General features: G+C 65.7%; 14 protein-coding genes. 3 read left to right on the top strand and 11 right to left on the bottom strand.

Going from position 1 to position 19,488, the window contains the following annotated elements:
* Positions 1-46: 46 nt before the first annotated feature.
* The 11 genes from APH42_RS05890 to APH42_RS05840 all read right to left on the bottom strand — a co-directional run bounded on the left by APH42_RS05890 (position 47) and on the right by APH42_RS05840 (position 16,123).
* A complete protein-coding gene (locus tag APH42_RS05890; RefSeq protein ID WP_012272973.1) occupies positions 47-832 on the bottom strand; it encodes an ABC transporter ATP-binding protein in 786 nt (261 codons plus the stop codon).
* An 11-nt stretch (positions 833-843) separates the two neighbouring features.
* On the bottom strand, positions 844-1,599 hold the full coding sequence (locus APH42_RS05885; protein WP_012272972.1) for an ABC transporter permease: 756 nt from the start codon (positions 1,597-1,599) through the stop codon (positions 844-846).
* Positions 1,600-1,609: 10 nt separating this feature from the next.
* Positions 1,610-2,362 carry an ABC transporter permease gene (locus APH42_RS05880; RefSeq protein ID WP_060492925.1) on the bottom strand — a complete coding sequence of 251 codons (753 nt, stop codon included), beginning with the start codon at positions 2,360-2,362 and terminating at the stop codon, positions 1,610-1,612.
* Between the two features lie 219 nt (positions 2,363-2,581).
* Positions 2,582-5,029, bottom strand: coding sequence for a TonB-dependent siderophore receptor (locus tag APH42_RS05875; RefSeq protein ID WP_012272970.1), 2,448 nt, complete (start codon positions 5,027-5,029; stop codon positions 2,582-2,584).
* Between the two features lie 117 nt (positions 5,030-5,146).
* Complete coding sequence (locus APH42_RS05870) at positions 5,147-7,390, bottom strand: TonB-dependent receptor (RefSeq protein WP_012272969.1); 2,244 nt, start codon at positions 7,388-7,390, stop codon at positions 5,147-5,149.
* Positions 7,391-7,594: 204 nt separating this feature from the next.
* Positions 7,595-8,653: an ABC transporter substrate-binding protein gene (locus tag APH42_RS05865; protein ID WP_060492924.1), complete on the bottom strand. Its 1,059-nt coding sequence runs from the start codon at positions 8,651-8,653 to the stop codon at positions 7,595-7,597.
* The gene (locus tag APH42_RS05860) at positions 8,650-9,714 is read right to left on the bottom strand and encodes an ABC transporter substrate-binding protein (RefSeq protein ID WP_012272967.1); all 1,065 of its coding nucleotides are present in this window, start codon (positions 9,712-9,714) and stop codon (positions 8,650-8,652) included. Before APH42_RS05860 ends, APH42_RS05865 begins: the two co-directional genes overlap by 4 nt.
* A gap of 19 nt (positions 9,715-9,733) precedes the next feature.
* Positions 9,734-10,882 carry an LLM class flavin-dependent oxidoreductase gene (locus APH42_RS05855; RefSeq protein ID WP_060492923.1) on the bottom strand — a complete coding sequence of 383 codons (1,149 nt, stop codon included), beginning with the start codon at positions 10,880-10,882 and terminating at the stop codon, positions 9,734-9,736.
* 300 nt (positions 10,883-11,182) lie between these two features.
* Positions 11,183-13,030, bottom strand: a complete 1,848-nt coding sequence (locus APH42_RS05850; protein WP_012272965.1) for an ABC transporter ATP-binding protein — start codon at positions 13,028-13,030, stop codon at positions 11,183-11,185.
* Positions 13,023-14,798, bottom strand: a complete 1,776-nt coding sequence (locus APH42_RS05845) for an ABC transporter ATP-binding protein (protein WP_060492922.1) — start codon at positions 14,796-14,798, stop codon at positions 13,023-13,025. The genes APH42_RS05850 and APH42_RS05845 overlap by 8 nt, the downstream gene beginning before the upstream one ends.
* 92 nt (positions 14,799-14,890) lie before the next feature.
* Entirely contained in the window at positions 14,891-16,123 is a 1,233-nt protein-coding gene (locus APH42_RS05840) for an acyl-CoA dehydrogenase family protein (protein ID WP_012272963.1), read from the bottom strand.
* Positions 16,124-16,413: 290 nt separating this feature from the next.
* On the opposite strand from APH42_RS05840, the gene APH42_RS05835 reads away from it, so the two are divergent.
* The 3 genes from APH42_RS05835 to APH42_RS05825 all read left to right on the top strand — a co-directional run bounded on the left by APH42_RS05835 (position 16,414) and on the right by APH42_RS05825 (position 19,486).
* Positions 16,414-17,475: an ABC transporter substrate-binding protein gene (locus APH42_RS05835; RefSeq protein ID WP_012272962.1), complete on the top strand. Its 1,062-nt coding sequence runs from the start codon at positions 16,414-16,416 to the stop codon at positions 17,473-17,475.
* An 18-nt stretch (positions 17,476-17,493) separates the two neighbouring features.
* Positions 17,494-18,225 carry a class II aldolase/adducin family protein gene (locus APH42_RS05830; protein ID WP_060492921.1) on the top strand — a complete coding sequence of 244 codons (732 nt, stop codon included), beginning with the start codon at positions 17,494-17,496 and terminating at the stop codon, positions 18,223-18,225.
* Positions 18,226-18,298: 73 nt separating this feature from the next.
* Positions 18,299-19,486, top strand: coding sequence for an LLM class flavin-dependent oxidoreductase (locus APH42_RS05825; protein WP_060492920.1), 1,188 nt, complete (start codon positions 18,299-18,301; stop codon positions 19,484-19,486).
* The last annotated feature ends 2 nt before the right edge of the window (positions 19,487-19,488 follow it).

The raw sequence follows: 19,488 nt of genomic DNA, 5'->3' as shown, positions 1-19,488 counted from the left end.
AAAGCTGTTGGTGTCAAAGGCCGGGGGCCGCACAGCGGCCCCCGGCTCATTGCCCCACCAGTTCTCCCAGCAACCGTTGCTTGTACCCCTGCAACACCTGGCTATCGCGCTGGCGCGGGTGCGGCAGGTCGATACGCAGGTCCTCGCGAATGCGCCCTGGGTGTGCATCCATGACGATCACCCGGTCGCCCAGGTACAACGCTTCTTCGATGTCGTGGGTCACCATGATCACCGTGCAGCGCTCCTGTACCCAAATGCGCTGCAACTCCTGTTGCAAGCGCACTCGGGTCAGTGCATCCAGGGCGCCAAGCGGTTCGTCCAGCAACAGCACCTTGGGCTTGTTCACCAGGGCACGGGCAATCGCCGCGCGTTGGGCCATGCCGCCGGACAACTGGTGCGGGTAGGCCTGCTCGTAACCACTCAGGCCCACCAGGTCGATGTGCTCGGCCACCAGGCGGTTCTTCTCCAGCGCCGGTAGCGCATGGTTTTTCAAGGCCAGGGCAATGTTTTGCTGCAGGGTCATCCAAGGGAACAGGCGGTGGTCCTGGAACACGATGCCGCGCTCCAGGCCTGGCCCGCGCACGGGTTGCTGGTCCAGCAGGATCTGCCCCTGGTAGTCCTGATCGAGCCCGACAATCAGCCGCAGCAGGGTGGATTTGCCACAGCCACTGGCGCCGAGGATGCTGACGAATTCGCCAGGGCGAATGGCCAGGTCGATGCCTTCGAGCACCGGTACCGGCTTGCCTTTGAGCGGGTACGCTTTGTTCAGGCCGCGAATGGTCAGCGCGCCAGTGCTGGCGGTGGTGGGTAAAGCGTGGGCGATGGCGTTCATGGTTGGGCCTTTCAATGGTTGGTGCGCCAGCGCAGCAGGCGGCGGGTGAGCAGGGTGCACAGCCAGGACATCAGGTAGCCACTCAGGCCGATGCACAGCACGCAGACCACGATGATCTCCATGCGTGCGGTGGCTTCGGCATTCATCATCAGGCTGCCAAGGCCGGCGCCAGCGGACAGGAACAGTTCGCTGCCCACCGAAGTTACCCAGGCGAAGGCCAAGGCCTGCAGCACCCCGGCGGCAATGCCAGGCAGAGCCGCCGGCAGCAGGATCAACCACAGTTGCTGCCAACGGCTGAGCATCAGTACCTGCGCGGCTTCACGGTGCTGGGCAGTGACCTGGCGCAGGCTTTCGAAGGTGTTCAGCACCATGGGGTACAACGCCGCCAGGCTGACGATCAACAGCTTGGCGCCTTCTCCATTACCGAGCCACAAGGCAATCAGCGGGATCCAGCCCAGCATCGGTACCTGGCGCAGGGCATGGAACAGCGGCGCGATCAGGCGGTTGGCCGGTGCGGACAGGGCCATCAGTGCCCCCAGGCCGACACCGCCGACAATGCCGATGGCCAGGCCGCTGCAGGTGCGCAGCAGGCTCGCCCACAGGTTGACCAGCAATTCACCGCTGCCCAGCAGCTCGGTCAGTGCCGTGCCCACTTGGGCCAGTGGCACGAAGGCATAGGCACCAGCCGCCCCCTGGCGCGAGGCATATTCCCATGCACCGAGCAGCAACAGCGGTAACACCAGGCCACGTATGTTCTGCAGTTTCATCTCATCCTCCTCAGCGGTTTTGCCAGGCAGAAAGGCGCCGTTCCACACGGCGCAAGGTGAAATCCAGGGCAAAGCCGATCAGCCCGGTCAGTACCACGCCGACCATCACCACATCGATGCGTAGCATCTGCCGGCCCATCTCGATCATCTGCCCCAGGCCGCTGTCGGCCGCCAGCAGTTCGCAGGCCACCAGCACCACCCAGGCGCGGGTCAGGGCCACGCGAATACCGGTGACGATGGCCGGCACAGCAGCGGGCAGGGCAATCCGACCTACCAGCGTGGGCCAGCGCAAGCGGTACACCGCTGCCACTTCGAAATGACTGCGCGGGATCGCGCGGATGCCTTCGCAGGTGGCCAGTGCCACAGGGAAGAACGCAGTCTTGGCGACGATGACCACCTTGAAGGTTTCGTCGACGCCGAACAGCAGCACGAACATCGGGATCAGCGCGATGCTGGGCACCTGGCGCAAGGTATGGAACAGTGGGGCGCAGTAGGCCTCCACGGTTTTCGACAGGGCCAGCGCCGCGCCAAAGGCAAGGCCTGCCAGGGCACCACCGGTAAAGCCCAGGGCCAGCCGCGACAGGCTGCCGGCCAGGTGTTCCTGAAGCTCGCCGGTGGCCAGCAGGTCGGTGAGGCTGTGCCATACCTCCAGTGGCGGGATCAGCAGGTTGGCCGGAAACAGCCCGGCGTTGGCCACCGCCGCCCAGAGGGTGAGCAGGGCCAGGGGTGAGATGAACCAGGAAAGGGACGAGAGCACGCGCATGGCTGGCCTTGGATAAACAGAGGATACCGGGGTATCGCAAGAGCTGTGCCAGGCGGAGAAAGCCCCGGATTGCGAGGCTGAAGGTCGAGTGTGGTGCTTGAGCAGCAGCGATATGCTGCTTGAGCAGCAGCGATATGCTGCTTGAGCAGCAGTCATTCAGCAGTATCGGTGCTGGCTTCTTCGCGGGCTTGCCGGCGAAGAAGCCAGCGCGGTATCAGATCAGAAATCGTAACTCACACTGGTGTAGTAGAACGCCCCCTGCGCCCCCTCCGGGCTGGTGATGGAGTATTTCGGTACGCCATACAGCTGTGCGCCCTTGAGCTTGTCCGGGTGGCTGTCGAACAGGTTGATCGCACCCGCCGACAAGGTCAGGCCCAGGTCGAAACGGTATGACACGTCAAGGTCGGTCACCCACTGCGGGCTGAAGGTCTGGTCCAGCGTCGGGTTGGCAGCGTTGCGGTTCTTCCACTCGCCATAGCGGCGCTGGGCCACGGTGACGCTCCAGCCGTCATACAGCCAGTTGGCGCTGAGGGTCAGCTTGTCCTTGGGCGTACCGTCCTCGATCAGGCCCTGGGTGTTGCGGCCGATGATCTGGTTGCCGGGGATACCGCCCACGTCGTCCAGGCCGGTGATGCGGGTATTGTTGCGCGCGTAGCCGCCGTTTAAGTCCAACCGGCCCCAGCCGGTCAGGTCCAGTTGGTAGTGGCCGGCCAGCTCGAAGCCATCGGTGCGGGTGTCGGCGATGTTGCTGTAGAACGCCGCGCTCTGGATGTTTGCGTAGGGCGTACCGGCGAAGATCGGGCCGACCACCGAAGCCGGCAACTGGTCGGACAAGGTAATGCGGTTGTCGATGTCGATGCGGTAGGCATCGAGTGTGACCGACGCGTTTGGCAGTGGCCGCCAGACCAGGCCCACGGAGAAGTTGGTCGACTCTTCCGGCTTCAGCGCCTTGCCGCCAAGCAAGGCGGCCTCGGGGCTGTCGGCGCGCAGGGTGCGTTGCTGCACCTCGACCCAGTTGCCGCTGCCCGGCGGTTGTTCCACCACCTGCACGCTGAACGACGACAGCCCGCTTTGCACCAGTGAAGGCGCGCGGTAGCCGGTGCTGGCGCTAGCCCGCGCGGCAATCTGCGGGGTGAAGTCGTAACGCAGCGACAACTTGCCGTTGGTGGTGTCGCCAAAGTCCGAATAGTGCTCGCTGCGCACCGCCACACCGGCCTGGAATTTCTCGGTGACCTGGGCTTCGACATCGAAGTAGGCGCCGATCACCCGGCGGTCCAGCGACACCGCATCGACCTGGGTGATGCCCGAGTAGTAGCCGGGGATACGCCGGCCGGTGACAGGGTCGATCGTGTTGAACAGTGGCCCGTTGGACCAGCCGGCGGCGTCGCCCTCGCTGAGGTCGTAGTTTTCCTGGCGCCAGGCCAGCCCGGCGGACACGGTCAGCGGCTTGAACAGCCAGGCGTTGGCGAAGTCGCGGGTCCAGTCCAGGGTCAGGTTGGTCTGGTCGGCTTCGCGGCGGCCGGTGTAGATGGTCGACGGACTGGCGGTGCCCCAGCTGGGGTTGATGGCGTCGTGGTCGGTGGAATCGACGCGGTTGTCGCCGTAGTTCAGCGCCAGGTCGAAGTTGCCCAGGGTTTCGTTTTCAAAACGCAGGCCGCCGGTGACGGCAAAGTCTTCCAGGCCGTAGCGGGTGACTGGCAGGCGGCCGTCCGGGTAGCGCGCCAGGGCTACGCTGCCGTAGTTGTTGCGCAACGTGGTCGGCGGGTCGAAGAAGTTCTCGGCGTCGGTGTTCTTGTGCGCATAGGTGGCGAAGCCATAGGCACTCAAGCCTTCGCTCAAACCCATTTCAGCGTTGGCGGTAAAGTTGTACTGGTCCGAGACATTGCCCGAGCCCCAGCGCCAGTTGCGGTAGCGGTTGTTCTGCTCGCGCGGGGTGTCGATGCTGGTGGAGCCTGGGTAGAACAGGCGGTTGTCGTCGCGGGTGTCGCTGGCCGGGTCCTGGCTGCCCGCGTCGAATGCCAGGGTCAGGAAACCGTCGTTGGGCAGGGCAAAGCCCTTCCAACCGCTGAGTTTGCGCTGCAGACCGTCGCCTTTCTTGTAGCCACCGAAGCGGTAGCCGGCGTTGCCGCCTTCGTCGCGCTCCTTGAGCACGATGTTGATCACCCCGGCGATGGCGTCCGAACCGTATTGCGCAGCGGCGCCGTCGCGCAGGATTTCCACCCGTTCGATGGCCGACAGCGGGATCAGGCTGAGGTCCACTGCTGCCGCACCACGGGCGTTGACCAGGCCCTGGCGGGTGACGTTGGCGCTGGTATGGCGGCGCTTGCCGTTGACCAGTACCAGTACCTGGTCCGAGGCCAGGCCGCGCAGCGAGGCGCCTTGGGCAATGGAACCAGCAAAGGCGCCTTGGGGCGACTGCGGGAAACTGAACGAGGGTGACAGCGCGGTAAGCGCTGCGGACAGGTCGCTGGCGCCGGTTTCCTGAAGTTTTTCACCGCTCAGCACATCGACTGGCGCGGCGCTTTGCAGGGCGGTGACGTCGCTGCGATGGGTGCCGACCACGACCACGGTGTCGAGGCGGTCGTTGGGTTCGGCGGCGAATGCGGGCATGGCGAGGCCGGCGATGGCCAGGGCGATGGCGCTGGCCAGGGGGGTGTGGTGGGGCATGGGTAATCCTTCTATACGGCGTGATGCCTTGGGGCTGCTGCGCAGCCCATCGCGACGCGAGGCCGCTCCTACAGAGGGAGCGCGGGCTCCTTGTGGCAGCAGCCCAATGGTTTTCAATCAGAAGCGGCTGGTAACGCTGAGCCCGACGGTGCGTGGGTCGCCGTAGGTGATCACGTACTGCCCGGCAGTGCCGTTGGGCCGGCCATGCACCTGGTAGCGGCGGTCGGTGAGGTTGTTGACGAAGCCCGTCACGCTCAGCTTGTCGTCATGGCTGAACCAGCTCAGCCGCGCGTTGGCCAGGGTGTAGTGGGGCTGGCTGAGGGTTTCGTCGGCGCTGCTCTGGCGGTCGGCCAGGAAATACTCTTTGTCGCGGAAACTCACGTCGCCACCGGCCACCAGCTTGCCGCCGACCTCCAGCGGGATGGTGTAGTCGGCACCCAGCGACACCACGTTGCGTGGCGAGCGCACGAAGCTGTTGCCGCTGTAGTCGCCGGTTACCGCGCCGGTGGTGGGGTTGGTGTTCTTGAAATCGGTGTACTCGGTGTCCAGGAACGACACCGCCGCGCGCAGGTGCAGGCGCTCGGTCGGCTGGCCCTCGACCTCCAGCTCCGCGCCCTTGACCTTGCCTTTGGCGCCGTTGGTCAGTGCGGTGGTGAGTACGCCGCTGTTCACTGTCAGCAGGTTCACCTGGATGTCGGAGTAGTCGTAGTAGAAGAGGTTGGCGTTGACGGTCAGGCGACGGTCGAACCACTCCGACTTCAGCCCCAGTTCGTAGGCATCCAGTTCTTCCGGGTCGACCGTGGTCAACTGCGCCAGGCTGGTCGACAGCCCGGTGTTGAAGCCACCCGAACGGAAGCCGTGGGCGTAGCGGAAGAACACCCGCAGGTTGTCGTTGATGCGGTACTCGGGGGTCAGGTCGTAGGTCCAGGCTTCCCAGGTCTTGTCTTCCTGACGGTTGCCGTTGGTGCCTACGCCGCCCAGTGGAATCAGCGGGCCGTTGGCCGTGGCGCGGGTCAACTGCACCAGGTCCAGGTCGATGTCCTTTTTCTCCTGGGTCCAGCGCAGGCCGCCGGTCACGCTGAAGTCATCGGTGAAGTCATAGGTCAAGTTGCCGAACAGCGCGTAGCTGTCGGTGCGGTGATCGTAGCCCAGGTCGCGGAACGCGGTAGTGCCCACCTGGTTCGAGCCGGTACCGTTGGGCGTGGGGCCGGGGGTGACGATGCGCTGGGCAGAACTGTCCAGGTCTTCATGGAAGTAGTGGGCGCCCACCAACCAGTGCAGTGGGCGGTCTTCCGGCGAGGCCAGGCGCAGCTCCTGCGACCACTGGCGGTAGCTGTTGTCGGTGATGGCCGCGCCGTTGACCTCGTAGGGGGTGTAGTCGGCATCGCTGGTGGAGCGGTTGCGGATGTAGTCGTAGGCGCTGATCGAGGTCAGCGTGTAGTCGCCCAAGTACCAGTTGAAGGTCAGCGAGGCGCCGTCGTGGTCCAGGCGGTAGTCTTCGTTGACGTTCAGCGAAATGTCGCGACCCTGCGGGCGTTCGTAACCGACGTTGTAGTAGCGGCCCACCGGCAGCGAACCATTGCTGCCGTCGCCTTTGAACTGGCGGCTGTGCAGCTTGAGCAGGGCGTCCAGGTCGGGGTTGAGCTGGGCCAGGAACTGCAGGCGGATGGCCTTTTTGTTCACGTCGCCATAAGTGTTGCCGTCGAAGTCGTTGTTCTGGAAACCGTCGCGTTCTTCGGAATACAGCGCTACTCGCCCGGCCAGTTTTTCATCCACCAGCGCACCACCAATGGCACCGGTGACGATGCGCTCGTTCTTGCTGCCAAAGCCGACCGTGCCATAGCCATCGGTGTCGAACGTCGGCTTTTTCGAGATCACGTTCACTGCACCGGCAGTGGTGTTCTTGCCATACAGGGTGCCTTGCGGCCCACGCAGGATCTCGATGCGTTCCAGGTCGAACAACGGCCCGCCACCGGCGATGGGGGCGTTGAGGTACACGTCATCGGCGTAGATGCCCACTGGGTAGACCGTTGCCGCACCGGTGTCGCCGGTGCCCAGGCCACGGATGTACCAGCGCGGGCGGCCGTCGCCGTCGGGGTTCTTGGCCGAGGCGTTGGGCACGAAGGTGGTGATGTCGCCCATCGAGCGCACACCGTCGGCAGTGATGCTGGTGCCTTTGATGGCCGATACGGCGACCGGGACTTCCTGCAAGGTCTGTTCGCGATGCTGGGCGGTGACGGTGACAGTTTCCAGGGCTGGTTCGTTTTTATTGTTTTCGTCGGCGGCGATAGCTTGGCTGCCGGTGCCGGCCAACAGCAGCGCGAGGCTGATCTGGCGGGCCAGTGGATGACGTTGGTGCATGGTGAATCTCCCCGTATGTAAAGCGTTGTTGGGGAGAGCTAGAGCAGGGACTGTGCCATGTTGTTAAGTTATTGAAAAATAAAGATTTTATTTGAATTATTGGGCTGTGTTGCAGATTGGGCAGCAGTGGGGTGCTGGGCGAGTGCTGCTGGGGCAGCAGTGGTGGGGCTCAGATTGTCGGGGCCGCTTAGCGGCCCCAAAATCTCAAACTGCCAACCGCGACGTCGAACCGATCACACTCTCCAGCACGCGAAAATCAATCCACTCCCGCACATCGAAGCGCCGGGGTATGAACCCCCACCTGAACAGAAACTCGGTAAAGTCCTGCAACGCCCCGATCGAGCGGCTGTCCAGCGTTGTGCGCAAGCGCCGATGCGCATCGTCGCCATAGGCCGCCGCCACCCAGTACTCGCTGGTGTTCAGCTCACGCGCCAGAAAGCGCCGGGTCTCCTCCGGGTTGGCCCAGGCCCATTGCTCGGTGCGCAGCACCGTGTCGACCAGCGTGCGGCTGGCATCGAAGTGGTTCTCCAGCAAGTGCCGGTCCACGGTCAGCGTTCGCGGGGTGCCGTTGTTGCTGCGGATCAGCGGGTCGGGGTGGCTGCCGGTATCCACCACCACGCGCAGCCCAAACTCATGGGCCAGGTGCACGGCATGCGCGCCCTTGAGGAAGATGGCGTCGATATCGCCCCGTAGCAGGCCGATCAGCTCGTTGTTGCGGCGGCTGAAGCGGCTGGTGTCAAGGCTCACTTCGGTGCCATACAGGTGCTGCTTGGCGTCGTCGCTGTAGGTGCCACCGTAGGGGTAGTCGACCAATTCGACATCGGCAACGGCCAGGCCTTCGAGCTTCAGGGCGTTTTCCAGCCCGCGCAGGGCCTGGGCACGGGTGAAATCGATCTGCACGTTGGCCCACTTGGGTATGCCGAAGCGACGGTTTTTCAGGTCGCGGATGCTGCGTACGCCGCTTTCTTCGGTGGTGAGGATCAGCTGCACCTCATCACTCCACGACAGCCCCAGCACGCGGGTATCGACGCCGCTGGCATAGGCCCAGATCGCCGGGATGTTGCCGCCGTGGCGCACCGAGTTCTGCAGGTGGTGGTCGTAATGGGCCTCGCGCACCTCGCGTTCGCTGGATTCGCGCAGCGACTGGATGTTGGTGCCGAACGGCGCAAAGGCCTCAGCCAGGCGCCCCGACTGCACGGCAATGCCGAGGCCGGTGGGCACCGGGCTGTGGGTGTACCAGAGGGTTTCCAGGGGCTTGGTCATGGGGTAACGGGTTTCCTTTCCATGGAGGTGGGGGCCAGCAGCTGGTCCAGTGGTTGCTGGGCGATCCAGTCGCGCACCTCGAAGCGCGCCGGGATGAAGCGCCAGCGTTCGAGGAACTCGACAAAGTCCTGCAAGGCGGTAATGGCCTGATCGTCCAGGCGGGTGCTCAGGCGCAGGTGGGCGTCAGTGCCGTAGGCCACTTGCACCCAGTACTCGCTGCTGTTGGTTTCCCGCGCCAGGTAGCGGCGGGTTTCATCCGGGTGCTGATGGGCCCAGCGCTCGGCGCGCAGCACCGAGCCAAGAAGCGTGTGCACCACCTGCGGGTGCTGCGCCAGCAGGTGGCTGTCCACCGCCAGGGTGCGCGGTGTGCCATTGTTGCTGCGAATCAGCGGGTCGGGGTGGCTGCCGGTGTCGATCACCGTGCGCAGGGCAAAGGCGTGGGCCAGTTGCACGGCGCTGGCACCTTTGAGGAAGATCGCGTCCACCTCGCCGCGCAGCAGGCCGGCCAGCTCCAGGTTACGGCCTTCGCTCTGGGTGCTGGATACCGGAGTGCCGGCCACGTTGCGCACTGGGCGGTCGCTGAAGGTGCCGTCGTAGCGGTAGTTGACCAACGCTACGTCGCCCACTTGCAGCCCTTCGAGTTTCAAGGCGTTTTCCAGGCCGCGCAGGGCCTGGGCACGGGTGAAGTCGATTTGCGCCGCAGCCCAGTCGGGCAGGCCGAAGCGCCTGCCCTTGAGGTCTTTGACGGTGTGGATGCCGCTGTCTGGTCGGGTCAGGATCAACTGCGCCTCATCGGCCCACGACAGGCCGATCACGCGGGTATCGCGGCCCTGGGCGCGGGCCCAGATGGCCGGGATGCTGCCGCCATGACGTACCGAGTTCAGCAGGCTGTGGTCAAAGTGCGATTCACGCACTGCCTGCTGCTCGGCTTCGCGCAGCGACTGCACCTGGGTGCCAAGGCTGGCCAGGTCCTCCTGCAGCCAGCCTTGCTGCACGGCAATGCCAAGGCCCGTGGGCACCGGACAACGGGTGTACCACAAGGTATCGAGGGGTTGGCTCATGTTCGGGCTCCGGTCGGGGTCAGGCGCTGGCCTGCAAAAGGGTAGGGGTGGCCTGTTGCACCAGCGGCAGCACTTCCTGGCCGATGCGCAGGGCTTCTTCCAGGTGCGGGTTGGCGGCGAGGATGAAGGTGCTGAAACCGGCATCGCGGTATTCGGCCAGGCGCTCGGCGATGTTCTGGTGGCTGCCCACCAGGCCCACGGTTGGGCCAGGCTTGGCCTTGGCGAAGCCGGCCCACAGGTTGCGTGCCAGGATTAGTTCGTCGAAACCCTGCAAGCCCTGGTGATACGCGGCCTGGCGCGCGCCGCCGACCGAGTCGGAGCCGGTGATGAAGTTTTTCGCCGTGCTGCTGGCCTTGCCTTCCAGGCGCTCGAACTGCTGGCGCAGCTCGCGCCAGGCCTGCTCTTCGGTTTCGCGGGCGAACAGGTCGACGCGCAGGCCGAAGCGCACCGTGCGACCCTGTTTGTCGGCCAGCTCGCGTACCCGTTCGATATGCGGCTTGAGCTTGTCGATCGGTTCAGCCCAGTTCAGGTACACGTCGGCATGGCGCGCGGCCACGTTCAACGCGGCATCGGAAAAGCCGGAGAAGTACACGCCTGGTTTGCGTTCGTGTTGCAGGCCTGGCGGCAGGCTGCCGTTTTCCAGGCGGTAGATGTCGCCATCGTAGGAGAACGAGTCTTGCGTCCACAGGCCTTGGATCACGTCGAGAAATTCGCCCGTGCGCTTGTAGCGCAGGTCGTGTTCGAGGAAGTCGCCATTGGCGCGTTGGCTGGCCGGGTTGCCGCCGGTGATGATGTTCCAGTCCAGCCGCCCTCCGCTGAGGTTTTGCAGAATGGCCGCCTGCTGGGCGGCATAGGCGGGCAGGGTCCAGGTGGCCTGAAAGGCGATCAAAAAGCGGATACGGCGGGTTTCGCGGGCCAGCGCGGCGGCGGCAATCCACGGCTCCGGGCCGGTGGGCAGCAGCGCCCCCTCGAAGCCGGCCAGCTCGGCGGCCTTGGCCACCTGGGCGATGTAGTCGATGTAGGTAAAGCAGTCGGCCTGGCCATCGGGCAGGCGACCGGGGGCGATGTTGCCGGGGCGGTGTACAGGGTTGCCACGGTTGTGGCGGTCGGTGGACAGCTGCGGGCCGTCGGTGCCCAAGGGCAGGCGCCAGAAGAATTCGGTGGTCATGGGGGCTCCTGAAGGGGGAGAGTGTGCGGATGGAGAGGGTGGTGCAACGGCTGTGCCATGCGTGGCGCATGGCCTGTGGGGCGGGGAATTGAGGCGCTAGCGGGGAGAGGGGTGCTGCTGTGGCAGCAGTGCGCCAGCAATGGATGCTGGGGTAGCAGCACGAGTGCAAATCAACCTGTAGGAGCGGCCTTGTGTCGCGATTGGGCGCGCAGCGGCCCCAGATCTCCAGCTTTGCCGCGAAGATTGCCGGGGCCGCTTTGCGGCCCATCGCGACACAAGGCCGCTCCTACAGGGATAGCGTTAATGCGCAGCTTCGGTTGCAACCTCCCCGGCGCTGCGCAGATAGGCTTCGTACAGCGCTGCATAAGCACCGCTACGCCCGATCAGATCGGCATGCGCCCCTTGCTCCACCACCCGCCCATGCTTCACCACGGCAATCCGGTCGGCATCGCGGATGGTCGCCAGGCGATGGGCGATGATGATTGCGGTACGCCCTTGGCACAGTCGACGCAGGGCGCGCTGGATACGCCGCTCGGTGTGCACGTCCACCGCCGAGGTGGCTTCGTCGAGCACCAGCACCGCCGGGTCGGCCAAGTACGCCCGCACCAGGCACACCAACTGCCGCTGGCCATGGCTCAGGTGCGCGCCCAGTGGGCCGACTTCGGTGTGGTAGCGCTGCGGCAGGCGTTCCAGCACTTCGTCGGCACCCAGCTCGCGGGCGGCGGCCACCAACTGCGCGTCGTCGGCGTCGGGCGCGGCCAGGCGCAGGTTGTCGAGGATGCTGCCACTGAACAGCACGTTGTCCTGCAACACCACGCCCACGTTGCGCCGCAGATCGTGCTGGGCCAGTGCGCGCAGGTCGATGCCATCGAGCCTGATGGCGCCTTGCTGCACTTCGTAGAAGCGCGTCAGCAGCTGCACCAGCGTGCTCTTGCCATGCCCGGAGGGGCCGACGATGGCCAGCACCTCACCGGCGCGGATATGCAGGTCGAGCCCATCGATCACAGGCCGGGGGCTGTTGGGTGCGTAAGCAAAACCGACGCTGTCGAAGTCCACCTGGCCGCGCGCACGGGCCAGCGCCTGCGGTACCGGAGGGTCGAGCACCTGCGGGCGGGTGTCGAGCAGCAGGAAGATGCGCTGGGCCGAGGCACTGCCGGTGGCATAGCGCTCGAACAGGTCCGACAGCTCCTGCAATGGCCCAAGGAACAGGAACACGTAGAACAGGCTTTCGGCCACCTGGCCCACACTCACCTTGCCCTCGGCCAGGCCATGGGCGCCGACCAGCAGCAGTACCGCCATGCCGGTGGTGCTCAGCAATGCGGTGAACGGGGCGAACCAGCCGGCGCGCAGGCTGCCGCGAATCAGCGCTTGGTTGAAGTCCTCCAGCAGGCGCCGGTAACGCGCCTGGTTGCGCTGCTCTTGCCCGCACTGCTGGATCAGCCGCACCCCGCTGACGCTTTCTACCAGGTGCGCGGTGAAGCGGCTGCGTTGTTCGGCCACCTTGGCCCAGTTGCGTTGCGACACGCGCTTGAAACGCCAGGTGGCCACGGCCAGCAGCGGCACTGTGGCGGCCAGGCTGTAGAAGAAACTGGGCTCGATGCGCCACAGCATCACCGCCGCCAGGCCGCAGCGCAGCAAGGCACCCAGCAGCTCCGGCGGACCTTGCACCAGCAGCGGCTCCAGCGCATCCACGTCACGGTCGGCGCGGGAAATGATGCGCCCGGCGCGGGTCTGGTCGAAATAGCTCACCGACAGCGCCTGCACATGGGCAAACACCTTCACCCGCAGCGCGTTCAGCACGCCGATGGCAGCGCGTCCGGCAACGAACTGCGACACCCCGGCCAGCAGAAAACGCCCCAGCCAGCTCGCCGCCAGCCCCAGGCCCAACCACAGCACCAGGCGCTCATCCAGCAGCCAGTGGTCGGCGCTGGGCACCAGGCCATTGTCCAGCAGTTCGCGCACGAACCACGGGCGCAGGAACACGGTGAACACCAGCAGCAGTTCGATGCCGATCACTGCCAGGATCTGCCCGCGAACAGGCCGTAGCAGCGGCAGCAGGCGGTGGAACATGCCACGGTCCAGCGCCTGCCGGGCCAGGCGTTGCTCGGTGTCGATATCGCTGGCAGGGGTGTGCTGCACATCAGTCATGGTCGATCCCCAGCAGGTCGCGGTAATGGGCGTTGTGCGTGCTCAGTTCGGCATGGCTACCGGAGGCACCGATGCGGCCGTTTTCCAGCATCAGCACGCGGTCGGCCAGCAGCAGGGTGGACAGGCGGCTGGTGATCAGCAGCAAGGTCGGGCCTTGGCCACTTGTGCTGTGCAGGCGGCGGATGTTGTGCAGTACCTGGCGTTCGCCCAGTGCATCCAAGGCGCTGGTGGCGTCGTCCAGGCAGAGGATATCGGGTGCCCCAAGCAGCGCGCGGGCCAGGCACAGGCGTTGGCGCTGGCCGCCGGACAGGGTCACGCCACGGTCGCCCAGCGGGGTGTCCAGGCCGTGTGGCAGGCGCTCCAGCACATCCTCGGCGGCGGCCAGGCGCAAGGCTTCACGCAACTGCGCGTCGCTGGCCTGCGGTGCGGCCATGCGCAAGTTGGCGGCCAGGCTGTCAGAGAACAGAAAGCTCTCCTGCGGCAGTACCTGCACGCGGCGGCGCAGGTCGGCCAGGTCGAGGTCGCGCAGGTCATGCCAACCGGTACTGTCACTACCGACCTGCACGCTACCGCTTTGCACATCGGCCAGGCGTGGCAGCAGGCTGGCCAGCAGGCTTTTGCCGGTGCCGGTGGCGCCGACCAGCGCCACCACTTCGCCGGGTCGCAGGGTCAGCGAGCAGTCGTGCAGGATGTGCCGGCCCGCTTCTGCAGCACTGACGTGTACCTGGTTGAGCTTCAGCCCCAACGGCCCGGCGGGCAGGGCGGCATGGCCGCCAATGATGGCCGGGTGCTCGTCCAGCAACTGCCAGATGCGTTCGGCGCTGGCGCGGGCATCGGCAAACGTCTGCATCACCCGGCCAATGCCTTCGATACGGAACACCAGCGTGGTCGCCACCAGCAGCGAGGTGACCAGCTCGCCGATGCCCAGCGCGCCGGCTGCCACGCGCTGGGCACCATAGACCAGGATCCACACATGCCCCAGCGCCACCACCGCCTGCGGCAGCGGAATGCGCGAGCTGGCGTAGGCGAGGGCGGTGCGAGCATGGCCGGTGAACACCTCGACCTGGCTGGCAAAACGGGCGATGCGCTGCTTTTCCAGGCCGAAGGCCTTGATTACCCGCACCCCACCAATGCCTTCGGCCAGGTCCTGGCTGACCTGGTCGTAGGCGGCGCCCACGGCACGGTCGAGGGTGACCAGGCGGTCGGTCTGTACCACGAACAGCCACAGCCCGGCACCGGTCAGCAACAAGGGCACCAGGCCCAACAGCGGGTCGTACCAGCTCAACAGGCCAACGGCGGCGATCACCACCAGCGGCGTTTCGATGATCTGCCGCCAGAAGGTGATCAGCGCGTCGCGCACCTTGTCGGCATCGCGGGTGGTGCGGGTAACCAGTTCACCCATGCCGTGGCGCCAGTGGTAGCCCAGGTGCAGGTACTGCACCTGGCTGAGGATGCGCTCACGCAGGCGCGTGAGCAGGGCCTGGCTGAGTACCAGTGACAACACGGCGGCGGCGTATTGCAACAGGCCGCGCCCCAGGGCAATGGCCAGCAGCAGCCACAGCCAGTGCCAGGCTATGCTGGCGTCCAGGCTGCCATCGGCCAGGCGCTGTACGGCGCGGCCGCGGCTGACATCGTCGACCGCGTGGCCGATCAGCCACTGTTGCCAGGCCAAGCCGAGGTTGCCGGCAATGTACAAGGCTGTGACCAGGGCGAAGCGCCAAGGCATTTCGCGATAGATGGCCAAGGCCCGAAGAAGAGGGTGGTTCATGTAAATGCTCGATCAGAATGCGACGCCGCCCCTTGTAGGAGCGGCCTTGTGTCGAGATAGGGGCGCAAAGCGCCCCCCGCCCAAACCCCATTTCAGCGGCGTGTAGCGCCCTGGTTCTCCTTGGCATTGAGCACAGCCGTGTACTCCCCGGGATCCGCCCCGTTCAGGTAGTAGTTGCCGACGTTGTGCAGGCGCCAGCGGATCGGGTCGTGGGTGGTGTGCACCCGGGCATTGCGCCAGAAGCGGTCGAGGTTCCACTTGCTGAGCGAAGCGCTGGCCCCCAGCAGCGAGAACAGGTCGCTGGAAATTTTCAGCGACGCCGCATCGGAATGCGCACGGGCGGTAGCCACCGACAAGATCAGCTCATCCTGCAACGCCTTGTTCTGCGGATCGCGCTCGTGTTCGTCGAACACCCGCGCCGCTTCGCGCAGCACCGACTCGGCGCCGCGTAGCGCCACGGCATACTCGCCGACCTGGCGAATCACATGCGGCTCGTCACTGGCGCGCTCGACGCCGCTTTCCACCCAGGCGCGGGCATGTTCGCGCAGGTACTCGACCGCCGCCTGCAATGCGCCTGCGGCGATGCCGGTGTCGATGGCCGCGTGGAGGATCTGCGGGAAGGTCAGACCGGTGCGTTTCATCGGCCCGCTGCGGCGGGTCAGGTAGCGTTCGTCGAGCACGATATCGTCGAACTTCACCGTGCCGCTCACCGAGTTTTGCTGCCCGAAGGCCTGCCAGTCATCGACCAGGGTCAAGCCGGGGGTGTCGCGGTGCAGCAGCACACCGACGCCGCCGTCTTCGCTGGCGGCAGTCAGCGAGATCCACTCGGCCAGGTAGGAGCCGGTGGAGTAGAACTTGCTGCCGTTGAGTACCCACTGGCCGTCGGCGCGGCGCTCGACGCGGGTCTTGAGGGCGAACTTGTTCTTGCCGCCGATTTCGGCCAGGGCATTGCCGAAGCGCTTGCCAGCCAGCACGTCGGCAATCAGCCGGTCGCGTACTTCATCCGGGTAGCCGGTGAAGATGCCACGCAGCATCACGTTGTGAATCTGCAGCAGTTGGCCGACGCCGCCGTCGGCGGTGGAAACCAGGCGCACGGTTTCGACCACGGTCTGCACCGAGGCACCCAGGCCGCCGAATTCGGCCGGCACGGCGATGGCGGTCAGGCCGCTGCTGGATAACAGCTCGGCTTGGCGGTGGGGGAGCTGGCCGTTGTTGCGCGGGTCGGCGGCCAGCTCGGCGATTTGTGCAGCAACCTGGCGGGCGGCTTCGATGGCTTGAGCTTCGCTGGTGAGGCGGCGGGCGGGGGAGGGTTCTATGGCGCTCATGAAGAGGTCTCGGGTAGGTCTGAAGGGGCCAGTGCGCCTTGGCGCGGTCCCAAGCCCTTGAGCAATATCTTTGCCACCCCCTCTTCAAGCCCCATCCTGCGCGGTCTCTACAACTTTTTGCTGCCCCAGCAGCAGGCGCCTTGCTGATCTGGCAGCACCCCACCCGCAATCTTGCTCCCAATCCAGCACCATGCGCCCTGTCACAACAGCCAACCCCACGTAAATCAAGGCTTCTAGCGGTTGGCACGCACACTGCAATGGTGCTTGCACGACGCCCAAGGAGCCTCCCCATGACCCTCGCAACCCCCACCGCAAAACGCCTGGCGGACGACCCGTCCGCCCTGGAGCGCATCTGGTTCACCCGCTGCCCCGTGCCTACCGCCTCTGGCATCGCCTACAAGCTCGGCTGGCTGGAACAAGAGTTCGCCCCCGACGGCCTGCCGGTCTCGACCTTGCAGGAGGCCCGCCAGCTGGGCCATCACCATTACGATCACCAGCTGCCTGGGCTGCTGCGCGAAGGCGGCAACGTGCCGGCGTTGGCGGCGCGCGCTGCAGGCTCGCCCAGCCGGCTGATCGGCCTGACCTGGATCGAGGAATGGCAAACCATTCTGGTCCGCCCAGACTCCGGTATTCGCAGCGCCGCCGACCTGCGCGGCAAACGCCTGGCCCTGCCGGCCTGGGGCGACAGCCGCCCCGGCAGCATCGCTCGGGCCATGAGCCTGCACGGCTACAAAGGCGCCCTGGCTTCGGCTGGCCTGCACCTGGATGACGTGCAGTTGGTGGAAGTGGCTCTGCTTGACCAGGCCGACGCCGCCACCCCGCAGTTGGGCCTGCAACGGCTGTGGTCGGGGCTGGAGTACCTGGCGCGCGGTGACGTCGATGCGGTGTACGTGAAGGGCGCGGCAGCGGCTGATGCGGCACGCCGGTTGGGCCTGGTGGTCGGCGTCGACCTCGACCTGCTGCCCGACCCACGCCACCGCATCAACAACGGTACACCGCGCCCGATCACCGTGCACCAGCGCCTGCTCGACAACCATTTTGACCTGGTGGTGCGCTTCCTTGCTCAGACCTTGCGTGCTGCCGAATGGGCAGCCGGCAACCGTGCCGCGCTCAATCGCATCCTCGAAGAAGAAACCCGCGCTGGCAGCCAAGGCGTGGCTGACGCCTACCGTGGCGATTTCCACACCACCCTGGCGCCAGACCTGTCCGAGCAGCGCCTGGCCTTCCTTGGCACACAAAAAGATTTCCTCTACCTGCACGGCTTCCTCGAAGCCGACTTCGCCATCGCCGACTGGGTCGACCCGCGGCCCCTGCAAGCTGCCCATGAACTGCTGGCCCAGCGCCGCGCCTGACCTGACCGGAGATTGAACATGACCGTACTGATCAACGAACGCCCCATCACTGCCGAACTGCAAACCTTCATCGACCAGGTGGTGGCCGAAGCGCAAGCGGCCTTCAGCGTCTTTCGCGAAACCAACACCATCACAGCCAATGGCACGGTCGGCTTTATCGAGCGGGTGCCCGGTGAAGAACTGCTGGTAGCGGTCAACTACGGCGGCCCGTGGAACCACCACAAGCCACTGCAGGCCACGGTGACCGACTTTTCCGGCAACGTCATCGTCGGCAAGGGCAAAGGTGGCCTGGGCCGTTACACCAAGCTGTTCCAGACCCACGCCGACATCACCACCGTGTCACACGTGCACAGCCCGTACCTCGGCGCCTGGGCCCAGACCCACCGTACCTTGCCGTTCCACTATGTGCCGGTGCAGCGCTACCAACTGGCCCGCGAGCTGCCGGTGTACATCGACCGGCGCCAGGCCGAGGTGGACTTCATTCTCGACAAGATCGTCGAGAACCCGTTCAACCTGGCGATCCTGGAAGCCAACGGCGGCGCCACGGTGTGGGGCAAGCAGGGGTTGCGGGCCACGGCGGAGTTCATCCTGTTGCTGGAGGAGGGCGCGCAGATTCAGCTGTTGGCGGACGCCTTGGGTGGGTCGCGGCCTTATGGGCCGGGGGTGCTGACCCAGCAGTGGAAGATGAGCGGGTTGTATGAGCGCGCTACCGAGCTGGGCTTGGTGCCTGGCATCGATCGACGTAGCTGAGCAGATCGCTGGGGGCGCTGCGCGCCCCTGTCGCGACACAAGGCCGCTCTTACCTGAAACAAGGACTCACCCCATGGCAGTAAAGATCCTCTGGTACCTCACCACCCCCGACGGCCCCTATCCCTGGGAGCCCGAAGGCCGCTGGCACACCGATTTCGAGCACCTCAAGCAGTTGGCCATCGCCGCTGACCGCCTGGGCTACTATGGCTCGCTGCTCGGCTCCAGCCCCAACGAAAGCCTGGCTGTGTCGGCAGCGCTGATCGACGCCACCCAGCGCCTGCGCTTCCTGGTCGCCCAGCACCCCGGCGAGCTGTCGCCAGCAGTGTTGGCCAAATGGGCACTCACCTTCGACCAGTTTTCCAACGGCCGTCTGCTGTTCAACGTGGTCAACGGCAACGACGCTGGCCTGGCCACCTTGGGCGTGCATTATCCGCACGATGAGCGCTACGACTTCAGTCTGGAGTATTGGCGCGCCTTCCAACGTTTCTACGCCGGAGACACCGCGGGTTACGACGGCCGTTACGTCAAGCTTTCACCCCGTTCGCCAGCTGCCGCCCATCACCCGCTGGGCGGCTGGCACCCACCGAAGCAAACGCCTGGCATCCCGCTGTGGGGCGCTGGTACGTCGGCGCCGGGCGTGGCCCATTCGGTGCAACTGCTCGATATCTACCTGAGCTTCGCCGACACCCCGCAAAAGCTCGGCGACAAGTTTCGCCGGGTGGCGGCCGAGGCGGCGAAGATCGGCCGTGAGCTGACCTACGGCACCCGCCTGCAGGTGATCGTGCGCGAGACCGAAGAAGAAGCCTGGGCCCACGCCGAGCGCCTGTTGCAGCGCACCTCGCTGGCCACCGCGCGTGCTGCCATCGAGCGCCAGCTGCCGCCGGGGCAAACCTTCGACAGCTACGTCAGCGACGACCCGCGCATTCAGCGCAACCTCGACAGCATCCGCGCCGGGCGCCTGCCCACGGCCCGCGAACTGGAGATCTACCCCAATGTCTGGCTAGGCCCCAGCCTGTTTGGCTTCAACATCCTCGGCCCGGCTGCCGGCACCTACCTGGTTGGCAGCGCCGAGCAGGTCGCCGAGCGCATTCGTGAGTACGAGGCCCAGGGCACGTCGGCATTCATCCTCTCGGGTTTCCCGCTGATCGATGAAGCGCACCGGGTGGCTGACCTGCTGTTCCCGCTGCTGGACCTGGACCATGGCTTCGAGGTGCCGCGCCTGGCTGCGGCCGGCAAGCCGCCCGTGGCACAACCGGCGTAAGG

This window comes from Pseudomonas sp. NBRC 111140 (genome assembly GCF_001320885.1).
Lineage (GTDB): Bacteria > Pseudomonadota > Gammaproteobacteria > Pseudomonadales > Pseudomonadaceae > Aquipseudomonas > Aquipseudomonas putida_P.
The sequence above is the reverse complement of the archived record's forward strand: the minus strand, read 5'-3'. Positions and strand labels throughout refer to the sequence as shown.

Excerpts from the sequence above, each read along its gene's own strand:
- APH42_RS05865 (WP_060492924.1), bottom strand. The coding sequence starts at position 8,653 with ATGACCAAGCCCCTGGAAACCCTCTGGTACACCCACAGCCCGGTGCCC.
- APH42_RS05890 (WP_012272973.1), bottom strand. The coding sequence starts at position 832 with ATGAACGCCATCGCCCACGCTTTACCCACCACCGCCAGCACTGGCGCG.
- APH42_RS05840 (WP_012272963.1), bottom strand. The coding sequence starts at position 16,123 with ATGAGCGCCATAGAACCCTCCCCCGCCCGCCGCCTCACCAGCGAAGCT.
- APH42_RS05825 (WP_060492920.1), top strand. The coding sequence starts at position 18,299 with ATGGCAGTAAAGATCCTCTGGTACCTCACCACCCCCGACGGCCCCTAT.
- APH42_RS05870 (WP_012272969.1), bottom strand. The coding sequence starts at position 7,390 with ATGCACCAACGTCATCCACTGGCCCGCCAGATCAGCCTCGCGCTGCTG.
- APH42_RS05860 (WP_012272967.1), bottom strand. The coding sequence starts at position 9,714 with ATGAGCCAACCCCTCGATACCTTGTGGTACACCCGTTGTCCGGTGCCC.
- APH42_RS05845 (WP_060492922.1), bottom strand. The coding sequence starts at position 14,798 with ATGAACCACCCTCTTCTTCGGGCCTTGGCCATCTATCGCGAAATGCCT.
- APH42_RS05850 (WP_012272965.1), bottom strand. The coding sequence starts at position 13,030 with ATGACTGATGTGCAGCACACCCCTGCCAGCGATATCGACACCGAGCAA.
- APH42_RS05830 (WP_060492921.1), top strand. The coding sequence starts at position 17,494 with ATGACCGTACTGATCAACGAACGCCCCATCACTGCCGAACTGCAAACC.
- APH42_RS05880 (WP_060492925.1), bottom strand. The coding sequence starts at position 2,362 with ATGCGCGTGCTCTCGTCCCTTTCCTGGTTCATCTCACCCCTGGCCCTG.
- APH42_RS05875 (WP_012272970.1), bottom strand. The coding sequence starts at position 5,029 with ATGCCCCACCACACCCCCCTGGCCAGCGCCATCGCCCTGGCCATCGCC.
- APH42_RS05855 (WP_060492923.1), bottom strand. The coding sequence starts at position 10,882 with ATGACCACCGAATTCTTCTGGCGCCTGCCCTTGGGCACCGACGGCCCG.
- APH42_RS05885 (WP_012272972.1), bottom strand. The coding sequence starts at position 1,599 with ATGAAACTGCAGAACATACGTGGCCTGGTGTTACCGCTGTTGCTGCTC.
- APH42_RS05835 (WP_012272962.1), top strand. The coding sequence starts at position 16,414 with ATGACCCTCGCAACCCCCACCGCAAAACGCCTGGCGGACGACCCGTCC.